Annotated in this window: 6 protein-coding genes; all 6 read right to left on the reverse strand. The window is 37.5% G+C overall.

Annotated elements, in window-relative coordinates; genetic code table 11:
* Positions 1–59: 59 nt before the first annotated feature.
* The 6 genes from D7004_RS01675 to D7004_RS01700 all read right to left on the reverse strand — a co-directional run bounded on the left by D7004_RS01675 (position 60) and on the right by D7004_RS01700 (position 12,311).
* Positions 60–1,766 (reverse strand): RagB/SusD family nutrient uptake outer membrane protein, encoded by a 1,707-nt coding sequence (locus tag D7004_RS01675; RefSeq protein WP_123204136.1) that lies wholly within the window; start codon positions 1,764–1,766, stop codon positions 60–62.
* A gap of 25 nt (positions 1,767–1,791) precedes the next feature.
* A complete protein-coding gene (locus tag D7004_RS01680) occupies positions 1,792–4,878 on the reverse strand; it encodes a SusC/RagA family TonB-linked outer membrane protein (protein ID WP_123204137.1) in 3,087 nt (1,028 codons plus the stop codon).
* A 109-nt stretch (positions 4,879–4,987) separates the two neighbouring features.
* Positions 4,988–7,135 carry a glycoside hydrolase family 31 protein gene (locus tag D7004_RS01685; RefSeq protein WP_123204138.1) on the reverse strand — a complete coding sequence of 716 codons (2,148 nt, stop codon included), beginning with the start codon at positions 7,133–7,135 and terminating at the stop codon, positions 4,988–4,990.
* A 4-nt stretch (positions 7,136–7,139) separates the two neighbouring features.
* A complete protein-coding gene (locus D7004_RS01690; RefSeq protein ID WP_123204139.1) occupies positions 7,140–9,641 on the reverse strand; it encodes a glycosyl hydrolase in 2,502 nt (833 codons plus the stop codon).
* A gap of 308 nt (positions 9,642–9,949) precedes the next feature.
* Positions 9,950–10,819 (reverse strand): AraC family transcriptional regulator, encoded by an 870-nt coding sequence (locus tag D7004_RS01695; RefSeq protein WP_123204140.1) that lies wholly within the window; start codon positions 10,817–10,819, stop codon positions 9,950–9,952.
* A gap of 61 nt (positions 10,820–10,880) precedes the next feature.
* Complete coding sequence (locus D7004_RS01700) at positions 10,881–12,311, reverse strand: arabinose isomerase (protein ID WP_123204141.1); 1,431 nt, start codon at positions 12,309–12,311, stop codon at positions 10,881–10,883.
* Between the last annotated feature and the right edge of the window lie 6 nt (positions 12,312–12,317).

Here is a 12,317-nt window from a genome sequence, read left to right on the forward strand (position 1 = left end):
GTTTATTACAAATTAAACAAGCATTTTTCAACAATCTCGTTAAATCTTCCCGGCATATTTTAATAACCAGGGTTTTGAGGAAACGAGCCTCTATTTAAATCTATTTGTGTTTGAGGAATTGGCCTTAATAAATATTTAGCATCCAGGATGGTTTTACCTGCCTGGGCAGCTTTTAATTCATCATTGTACAATAAAGAGCGGGTAAGCAATTTATTAGTTGCTACACTTCCAACTGTTTCATACATACGTTTTAGTTCATACCATCTAAACTCTTCTCCAACCAATTCTTTGGCTCGTTCTTCTAATATTGCATCTAAAGTAACTGAACCAGTATATTGCATTTCTGTTGCGTAAAGTACACCTGTTAATGGGTTTGTTCCGGTTTTAGCAGCTCTTGTGCGTAACACATTCATGTAAGCTAAAGCTTTACCTTGATTGTTTAACTTCACATAAGCTTCTGCTGCAAGCAAATACGTTTCTGCCAGGCGGAAAACATACGTATCTCTAGCGCCACCATTATCTACATAACCACTTACAAAAGGATCTCGGAATTTCTTGAATTGTGGATAGTTGCGTACACCATTAAGAAAAGGTGATGTTCTGTATTCATCAGGATTGATTACAATGTATTTTCTTAAGGCTTTTTGAGCAGCCGTAAAAGGCACAGTTGGATAATAAATTAAAGTATCGCCAACGGCAAATGATTTTCCGTTAAACGAACCTGCTACCTGAGTTAATACGGCATCGTAAACTGTTGCCAAATAACGACTATCGCTGTTTTTATTAAATAAACTGAAAAAGTAAGGGTCTGGTGCTATAGCATTATTTGTTTTGCCATAAAATACACTTCTGCCTAAAAGTGCTGAGTTTTGCACATCCCAAAGAAACCATTGTTGCAATGTATTTCCACCACCGTTAAACAAAGCATTTGTACTGTATTGAACAGAAAAAATTACCTCATTATTGCTTTGATAATTGGGAACAGTTGGGTCAAACAAATCAGAAAATTTTGGTTTCAAGGCATAAGTACCCGATGCAATTACAGTTTCTGCAAGAGCTGCTGCCTGAGTAAAATCGGCATTGCCTCCACCGTAAGTTTTATAGCCTCTTGTTAAATATACTTTCGCAAGCAAGTGTTGTGCAAAACCTTTTGTAACACGACCAAAATCTGTTGTTGTAGCGGGTAAAACTGCAATTGCTTCGTTTAAATCTTTAATCACCTGGTCGTAAACATCTTTTTCTGGCGCTCGGGTGTATGCAAGTGTAACGCCAGTTGTCCTGGTAAGAACAATAGGCACATCACCAAAAGTTTCTGCTAAGTAATAATAATAAAATGCTCGTAATGCTTTTGCTTCTGCAACTCTTGTATTTACCGTTGCTGCACTACCATCAGTAACTTGTGTAGCCCAGTATATGGTATTGTTCGCAATATTTATGGCTGTATACATTTGCGCATAAAAAGCAGAATTCCCATTTTGGGAATTAAGGTTGATATTATACAGGTTTTCTCCACTATTATCATTAATATTAGCCGTACTGTAAGTATCCGTACCTAAATTAAAAAACGTGGGGAAATTAATTACACCTCTTAAAGTGGCGTAATTGGATTTTGCTAAATCTTCGAAACCAGCAAACTTGTTGTAATAGGTTTCGGCGGTGCGGTTTGCAGGATTGTATTCATCTGTAAATTTTTTACAGCCGGTTATGCTAAGCAGCAAGGCTGATGCACCAATGAGTATGTATTTTGTGCTTATATTTTTCATCATATCTTAATTAAATTATGACTGCTATTTATAGAGTTAATGTTAAACCGAACATGAAAGTTCGTGTTCTAAAATCCTGATTAAGGAAAGAGTTGCCACTTGGATTTTCAGGATCCCAACCAACAAATTTTGAGAATATGAAAGGATTGAATGCATTAGCGTAGACTCTAAGCCCTTGAATACCTACTTTATTTAACATTGTTCTTGGCAAAGTGTAGCCGAGCGTCATGTTACTGATTTTAGTATAAGAACTGTTCTGAAATTGCGCAACAGTTCTGGCATCTCCATCTGTTTCAATAGCCGTATTTGCCCAGGTGTTGCTTGGGTTGGTTGGTGTCCAGTAATCTCTGTCGAATGCACCAAAACGTGCCCTAGTTTGATCACCATTCATCACTTGCTCTAGGAATACGCTGTTTTCATAAGATCCCTGACGGGTGTAAAGTGTTATGCTGAAATCAAAATTTGCATAATTCATGGTACTCGTTAAACCACCAAACCATTTCGGCATATCACTGCCAATAATTTGCCTATCGCTTGGATCGATTTTACCATCTGGAACACCATTTGGTCCACTTATGTCTTCAATTTTATATTGTCCGGGAATTCTGCCATAGCTTTTAGCCGCAGCAAGTTCTTCGTTCTGCCAAACGCCTGTAATTTTATAACGGTAAACTACCCTTGATTTCTGACCTATGAAAAATCCATTTCCGATATCATCTTTTCCATCACCATACAGTTCAAGAAGTTTATTATTGTTAATGGCAAAGTTAAAATTAGTATTCCATGTAAATTTATCAGAGCGAATGTTTACTGTATTAATACCCACTTCAATACCTTGATTACGAATGGTGCCAAGATTGGTCGTTGTATTAGGGTAACCATTTGCATCAGGAATTCTTTGGCTCAACACGGTTCCATTTGTAGTTTTACGATAAAGATCTACCTGCAAACCAATTCTGTTTTTAAACATTTGCATATCTAATCCTAAATTGTATTCGTCTGTTTTTTCCCATGTTAAATCCTGATTTCCAAATGCGGGGGCAAATCCGTTAGCACCACTTCCATTAAAATCATATACCGTTTGGTTTAATTTAGATTGTGTTACGTATGGAAGAAAATATGGATCTCTTAATGAAGCATTACCAGACTTGCCATAAGACAATCTAAGTTTCAATAAATCTATTGCTTTTACATTGCTAAAAAAGTTTTCTTTACTAATTATCCAAGCAAATGCACCCGATGGAAAGTAACCCCATTTATGTCCTGGTGCAAATATCGAATTACCATCGGCACGAAAAGTTGCCGTAAATAGGTATTTATCATTGTAGGTATAATTTGCCCTGCCATAAACGGAGGTAATATTTTGCAGGCTATAACCACTACCTACGGTAATAACTGGTGCAATACCGTTAACCGTTGTGGCCGACTGTAAATTATACCATAGAGAATTAAATGGAAGCCCCGTCGCCGAGTTTGAAGTGAAATCCTGCTGATGGTATTCAAACGAATTACCAACAGTTACATCAAATTTATGTTTACCTATTTCGTTATTATAAACCAATAAGTTATCCCAGGTATAATTAACAAACTGATTTGCAGCAGTTGATGCACTATTAGGCAAAGTACCCAATCTGGATTTTGAAAACGTATCGTTAAACTGTCCTTGTTTTTGTATCGTTATATCCGGACTGAAAGAGGTACGAACTTTTAGCCCTTTTATAATATTTGCTTCTGCATAAACATTTGGTAAAACATGCAGGTACTGTTGCTGCCTGATTTCGTTTCTGAAATCAAACAATGGATTGGTAATTTGTGCCTCAGATTCATAAGCAAAAAAGCGTTCCGATCCATCAGCATTGTAAGCACTACCAGTTGGGCGAAGGCGATAGGCACTTCTAAACGCTTCACCACTACTTGGGTGTATATCGGCAAAGGTCGTATACATGGATGCGCCAGCTTTGAAAGTTTTGTTTATCGTTTTATCCAAACCAGCCTTTAAAGTATATTTCTTAGTACTTTCGGCTTTCATTGTTCCCTGATAAAGCTGATATCCCGCAGCAATAAAGTAATTGGTTTTATCATCGCCTCCGCTGATTGATAAATTTTGATTTGATGAAATACCGTTTCTTTTAATTAAATCTATCCAATCTGTGTAAGTACCATTAGCAATGTTACTTAATTCAGTTGCTGAAAAAATAGTATTGTCTGCAATAGGTGTTGTTGGGATGGGTTGATTATTCCTGATTGCCGTAGCTCTTGGTAATTCATAAAAATAATCACGAACATAATTTACAAAAGTTGGTCCATCCATCACCGGAGGCAAATTGTAAGGATTTACAATACCGATAAAAGCATCATAAGTTATTTTTGTAGCACCTTTAGAACCTCGTTTTGTAGTAACCAAAATAACACCATTCGAACCCCTTGAACCATAAATGGCAGTAGATGAAACATCTTTTAACACATCAATACGTTCGATATCAGCAGGATTAATGTCATTAATAGGATTGGTTGCGCTACCATTTTGCGCAACCGGAATTCCATCAATAACATAAAGTGGCTGTGTACTTCCTGTAATTGAATTTGCACCTCTAATTTCGATACTAAAATCAGAACCCGGCTTTCCTGAGTTACGCCTGATATCAACACCTGGTAGCCTACCTTGCATGGCTTCTTGAGCACCAGTAGCACGTGCCCTGGTAATTTCTTCAGATTGCAACGAGTTTACAGCACCGGTAAGGTCTATTTTTTTCTTGGTGCCATAACCGATTACTACTACATCACTTAGGTCGTTTTGACTTTCTGATAGTGATACATTAACCGTTGTTCTATTTCCAACAGTAATCTCGCTTGGGGTTGAACCTACAAGCGTGAATACCAAAACAGATGTTGGCGATGCAGAAATAACATATTTTCCATTTGTATCGGTAGAGGTTGCGGTTTGCGCTCCCTTTACCCGAACGGAAACACCAGGAATTGGTTCTCCTTTTGTATCGGTTACTTTGCCCGTAATGTTGGTTTGGGCAAAAGCATAACCGAGTAGCAGAAATAACTGCAGTGCCACTACAGCTGCCAACTTGCAGCCTCGGAAACAATAAAGTTTAAGTTTACTCATAATTATTATTTGGTTAGTTAAAAATTTAAGAAGATTAAATCGGGTTGTTAATTCTCATTTACCTGTATTATATTGGTTTAAATAGTCTTATTGTTCGGTTCAATTTGCCTTAAAGCGTCATCATCTTATAGGTTATTTTCTTGGTTGTGTTGGGTTTGCCTTTTTCAGCGTTGGTAATACTTCCAACACATTTACCTTTAACTTTTGAAATTTTGACTGTTCTAATCGAGAAATCACCTTTTTCATAATTATAGGTCTCACCATCATCATCGTAATACTGGTATGTTGCCGGTTTTGAGCCATAGTATCGAAATTCGATATCTACTTTTTCATCTGGTTTTGGTGCGTGAAGCAATGGTTTCATCATGGGTATAATTCCACCATCTTTAACATAAACCGGAATTTTATCTAAACCAGGATTTGTTGTTATTACTTCGCCATCGCCGACATACTTTCCGGTGTAAAAATCAAACCATTTTCCTTTAGGTAAAATAACGGTCCTGCTTTTTTGCCCGGTAAACATTGGTGCTACAAGTAGGTTTTCGCCTGCCATGTATTGGTCTTTAATCTCTTTTACCATTGCTTTTGCATATGGGTTTTCTTCCAGATTATCGTTTTTCTTTTCTTGTATAGGGGTGATATTTTGGAAACCATTTTCTAAATTCATGGCCCTGAAAGGTGGAATACCTTCGAAATGATATTTAGCAAATTCGCTGTACCAATAAGGCATCATTTGCATTCGTAATAGCGCAAATTCTTTAATTATTGGGGCAACTTCGGGGAATGTCCATGGTTTGGTACCACTTGCCCAAGCATTAATCATTGCCATTGGAGAAAAAACATTTGATTGAAAACGCCTTACCCATTCTTCAGGACTATTGGATGCCCTTACTTCGGGTGTCCATAAAACACCTGCGAAACCACTATTAATTAAAGCGGTGATAAAATCCTGGTGGTTGTAATAGTCGTTGTAGATAACGTAAGGAAAAGAAACGCCACCTGCATTCGAACCTCTAACCAAACCATAAGTTCGCAGATTTTTTTGCTGATACAATTCTGTAGTATATCGTTGCATTAACACGCCATAGGTTTGGCGCATTTGCTCGGCCGATGTTTGTGAAGGAAAAGTTGCCAAATCAGGCCATAAATAGCCATCACCACCATCTACTTCATCAATTTTATATCCGCTGATGCCGATGTCAACTTTGTTTTTATTTAATGCAGTAAACAAAATATTTTTGCCACTATCTGTATTTATATCTGGCACTACACCAGCCCAAACCGTGTGCGATGCCGTGTAAGGAAGCAGTTTTTTATAAAACGGGGCATCAGGCGAAACGTAGGGATTTATCCATAAATTTATGCGGATATTTTTCTTTAGCAAGTCAGCAACCATTTTTGCTGGCTCCGGAAACCTTTTTTTATCCCATTCGAATGTATTTGGATAAGATTTGCTTTGCCAACCAGGTTCAAGTCCGATAAAATCAAGCGGATAACCTCTTTGTTCAAAATCTGCAGCTTCTTTAAATACTTCGGCAGCATTGGTAAGTCGCTCCATACGTTGTGTAAAGCCCAAGCCCCAACGTGGCGGCAAACAACCACCGCCGTTAAAAAGATTGAAGCGTTGCACAGCATTCATAGGCGTTGGACCGCCTATAACATAAATTTCTACACCTTCTGCCGGCACAAGAATTTCAACACCATCAGAATATGGGTGAGGATTCCAATTCGGGTCTGTATTTCTATCCTGAACTTCGGGTGGATTTTTACTATCTCTTTGTACCGAAGCACCTGCGTAAACTTTTAAGTAGCGAGCACTATTTATAAAAATTCCGTAACCTTTCGATGAAACATAAAAAGGTGTTGGCGCATGCGTTCTACCATTATCAGTTCCGTTGTAATGATCTACATGAAGCTCGAGAATTTTACCTCTTTGGTTTACAGATTTGAAGTTTAATCCGAAGCCAAAAAGTTGCTCTGTTTTATCTAAAGGAAACTTTAAATAAGTTTTTCCATCAATTATTTTTGCTGTAATTTCTGATTTTAAAAGTGGAAATTTTGATTGCTCCAGCTTCATTAAACCATTATGATAAGGCGAAACGCCAGAAGCTGTTAACAGATTGTATTGCTCTGGTTTACCGACGGTTGCCTTCCAAATACCAGGTTCTACCTCCTGCCAATCCATTTTTTGTGCATGAAGTTGTGTGCAAACAAAACAGATTAAAATACTGTAAGAAATGTAACGCATTATGCTCATTTGATTACAATTTATTTTCTGAATGAATAATTTTTACCGGACCTAATAACCCTGAAGAAATTAATGGCGAATCTTTAGTGAAGTAATTCCAGGTGGTGAAGGTGAATCTTCCTTTTGATGGACGAGGCTTATTGTTCAAGAACCAATCTGGAAATTCTTTTAAAAACGAACCGCTGTTCATGTGACCAGGAAGCCATTCCATATCGGCTGGTTCCTGCTCATCGCCAATCAATCTATTCGCCCAAACATTTGTAACGGCAATTTCTAATTTGTTATTTGATTTTTTCAGCAGTCCGGCCGGAATTTGAATGTTCCACGGTGCCGTCCACACTACACCAAGTTCAACATTATTTAATTTTACACTTGCAATATGTTTTACTGTTCCTAAATCAATTAAAAGGTTTTTACTATTCTCTTTACTTAAATATGTGGCGTTGAAAACTTTTGTGTAAAGTGCAGTTCCACTATAATATTTAATGCCATTTTCTTCATTTTTAGTCCAGTCGGTTAAGCTATTAAAGCGTACTGGTTTTACTGGTCCACCCCATGCCGCATCAAATTTCACATCCCAACTTCCATCTAAAGTTGCAAGTGATTGTGATGCAGGAAAATTAACAGCGTTCGATTTTTTAACAGCTGGTTTCCTGAAAACGATAAAAAAGCTTTGAGAATCTTCGAAATTTAATTGAATGCTGGTAGCACCATTTTGCTCATCAAATTGAGGCAAATCTTTCATTTCTCCTGTTACCGGGTTCCATAATTCTGGCTGTTTGCCAACAACTTTAAAGCTGCATTTTGCAGCTCCCAAAGAACGATTTGTATTGGCTACGAAAAAAATATCCATATCACCATCGCTTCTTCGAATGTGTTTCAAATCAACGTTCCCGGTTTGCTCTGCTACGAAAAAATCATCTTTTGTATCATTGATATGTCCCCATTGCAACAAAGCCTGGCATCGTTTCCAATACTCAACCATTGCTTTACCAGGCTCCCACCAGGTTTGGGTACGATCGAAATGGGTTCCCCATTGCCCCATAGTTGCACCAGGCTTATATTTCTCATCCCAAGGTTGTTGCACAAAACGATGCAGTATTAACTGATTTACACCGGCACAAAACGCGGCATCGCCCATAGATTTTAACCAGGCAGGGGTTTCATCCCATTTACTATCTGTTGGGTCGCCGGTAAATCCTTCTGCTTCAATAATATTTTGCCCTGATTTTCTTAGCGCAGCAACAGTTGGGTCTAACTCGTACGGACTATATTTTCCTTTGTGCGTCCAAAACTCAGTCATCACCTTGCCCACATAAGGCATTACATCATCTTGTCGCCATGGTCCGCCATAAGGTTCGGCTAAGAAAGTAAGGTTAGCTGCCTTTAGTTTTTTTGCAATGGTAGCGAAATATACATCGCGGTATAAATCTTTAATTGTGGCACTAAAATCTTCTCTAAATTTTAAAGAGTCTTGCTTGCTTCCAATGGTACGTTTGGCAAAAGAAGCCAAATACGGAACCAAATCGTATCCTCTTCTTGATGAAAATTCTGACCTCATTTTTGGTGTCCAATTTGGTTCGCCAGCTTCGTAACTATCAAAATGAACATGAGTAAAACTACTGCCAACAAATTCGCCTATGTACTTTTTAATTTCTCCAACAACATGGTCGAGGTGAAAAGCCACAGCCTCTTCACTCATTTTATCGCATTCTAAACCAGTAGCTTTCCATTGCGATGGCTGAATAAGTGTACCGCTTGTAGTATGTCCGAATCGATAAATAACCCAATCGCCTGCGGGTGCATCCCATTCCAATTGCCCATCGACCTGCATTTTACTGGTTAAATCAATAATTTTATCTTTTGGAACAATACCTGAAGCCGGCAAAGCCAAAAGTGCAATATCTTTATAATAGGTATTTCTGGCTTTAATTTCTGGTTTTTCGACCTTATTGGTCTCCGGGTTATACATTGGAAAAGGACTCTTTCCTCTCGGATTAACTTTTGGCTTACCAATATTTATGCTGATATGTGTGTTCCCTTTAACTTTTACTTCGTTGTAGCAAATTTCTTGCATAGAAAGCTCGGGTGTAATCCAAGGACCACCGCTTGATTCGTATGATGGACCATTGAACATGCCAAAATCCATACCCAAACGCTTTGATTCACTAGCTGCATGTTTTACCAAATCCCACCAAGGCTCGGTCCAGGAAATTATTTCGGGCGTTGGGCTTTTATTTATTTCTCCTGCCCATGGTGTGGTTACATCGGCCAAACTAAACATTGTTGTTCTATTGAAACCTTCCTTCTTAAGCGCCTCCAAATCTTTAGTAATGCCCGATTTACTCAAATTAGCACCCATCCACATCCACAAAACACCAGGTTTTGCGCTTTCAGGCGGATTTAAAAACACTTGTTCAGGATTATCAGCACTTTTTACTTGTGCATGAACAGGTACAGTGAATCCAATAATTATGATTGATAAAAGAAGTTTTATGCGTTTAAGTTTACTCATAATGTAGCCAGGTATTGATTTTAAGCTTGAGGGCGATAATTTGAATTTTACACCAACAGATGTTTATCACTTTTAGAAATTTTTATAAACAGTATGTCCGAAATATATTTCAACAACCGCTATTTAACTTCTAGCTTAAGCAACCTAATTATTGGGATTAAAAGTTCCTTTTTAATGAGGTAAATATCTGGTTAGGTGTTATCTACTTTCAAAGAAACAAGATTTTAGCATCAGAAATTTGCTCAGATTGACTACTTATTAAATGATTTTACCATAAAAGCATATCAATATTAACATCTGTGTTAATTTCATTTGATATTATGCTGTTGCCTGTAATCTTTTGGGGTCATACCTGTTATGGTTTTAAAGTTTTTATGCAGGCACGAAAAGTTATTGAATCCAGATTCATGGCATATATTCTTCATATTCAGCTTATTATCTAAAATTAACTTACAGGCGTAGCCAACACGCATATCTGCCAAGAAATTCATAAAGGTTTTACCAGTTCGGGTTTTGAAATACCGGCAAAAAGAACTTACTGACATACCAGCAATGCTTGCTACCTCTTCCAGTTCGATTTTATTTTTGAAATTGCTGATTACAAAATTGTAGATGTTATCCATTCTTTCGTTTTCGTATTCTTTAAAATCTTGTTTAAAGCCTATGCTTGCCAAGATAGTATGCTCTGGCATTTTACTAATGGCGTTAAGGCAATCTAAAAGTTGAATAATCCTAACAATGCCTTGAGAATTGTAAACCGATTCAATTTTAGCAGCAATTGCAGTTGCATCTTTAGCTTTAATCAAGATACCTCTTTTTGCCAGCTCCATTAAAGAACGAAGACTGCTTGATTCTGGAAGCATTAAAAACCTATCGCCTAAAAAATTATCAAAAAAATGAATTACGGTAGAATATGGCTCATGATTTTCTTTATCATTTAAAAAACAGCTGTCATACTTCCAATAATGGGGCAAGTCGCTGCCAATTAAAACCACATCTCCTGGTCCAAAATTCCTGATGTTATCGCCTACAAACTGAGTACCGGTACCTTTATGAAAAGTAATTAGCTCGATTTGTTTATGGTAATGCCACCTGTTGTTGATGTTCGCATAAAAATCTTTCCTTACACTAAAAGATTGACTTTCTACATTAATTATATTTAAGTGTTGTGGTTTCATAGTATTTTATTTTATAAAAGTTTGGGTTTAAACGGCAAGGTTTTTAAAACCCAAACTGTTGCTAACAGACTTTTACAACGGGCATATTTAATAACTGACCAAGTTTTTCAATCTTATCAGCTATATGTCCTATCCCTACTGCACAATGGTGTGCTGGTCCGTTTTCATTCCATGCATTTACAAATTTTCTGGCGCCAATGCTAAATTTATACCGGCTGTTGGTGTTGCCAATTTGTAAAATTGGTCCGCTAACCGATTCGCCTTCGGCTACTAAAAGCATCAATTTTCCGTCCTTAGTTTCGGCAACGGAAAGCAAGGTTACCGGTCCGTTTTTAACCGACATTTCTACAGAAAGACCGCTGCCAACTTTACCATGATATACTTTTAATGGTTTAACTTTAGTTTTTCCTTCGGCAATGGCAATATGCCCTGGTCCATCATGCCCCATCAATACCACATCATCTTTAAAATCCATAGCATAATATTCTGTAAATGACCCACCTGCACCAAAACTATCCATGATTTTCATAGCCTGTGCATTTTTAATTTCATATTCGCCAGCAACCGGAATTCCTCTGGCTGTTAATAAAGAATTGCCTAAAATGATTGAGCTTATGGTATCTTCATTATCTTGATTACCGGTGCCTTTGTAGTAATAAGCCATGGAACCCAGCTTGTATTTTTCAACCAGTTTATCGAGGGCAACTGATGTTCTGGCTGCATCATTCAAAGCATGCAAAGCACAATCTTCTTCAATTTCGAATTGAGTTTTAAAGTGAGCAACCCTATCGCTAATCTCAATTTCGGTTATTGATTTTCTTAGTGCAGCCAATTCATCAACTTCTAAAAGTTCTATATGGCCGCCAAAGTGAGCGTATTGCTTAGTGATATCTGTATATATATCGAGCATACCGCTATAATAATGCCCCATGCAACCCAGCCTATTGTACGACATGATGTTGGCAACTCTTGCTGCCTCTATCCACTGAGCAACCTCTTGCCAGCATTCTTCATCATTATGCAGCATGCCTGTTACCTGGTAAAATTGAATACCTGTTCTATTAAACACATTTGCAATTTCGGGTACCGGGCAAGCCGAACAATAGGCCAACCACTCTGCGGTCATTTTTACCCTATCATCCATTTGATTAAATTTTTCATAATCAATAGCAGGTTCGGGAGAGATATTTAAAATTATTACAGGAACTTTAGCACGCTGAACAATAGGTAAAACGGTTGATGATAATGCGTAAGTACTTACATATAAGAAGATTATATCAACATTTTCTGTTCTAAATTTATCGCCGGCATCAAAGGCTTTATCGATATTATCAACTAATCCCAGGTTAAGAACATTAGGATGGATAGATGAAATCTTTTCTTCAACCACAGAAAGATAACCCTTTAAACGAGTTTCTAATCCTTCAAATTGATCCCAATAGGTATCTAAACCGATAGCAAATAAACCAACCTTAAACGTATTTTTATTCATGATAGA

It is taken from the genome of Pedobacter jejuensis, from assembly GCF_003725795.1.
GTDB lineage: Bacteria > Bacteroidota > Bacteroidia > Sphingobacteriales > Sphingobacteriaceae > Pedobacter > Pedobacter jejuensis.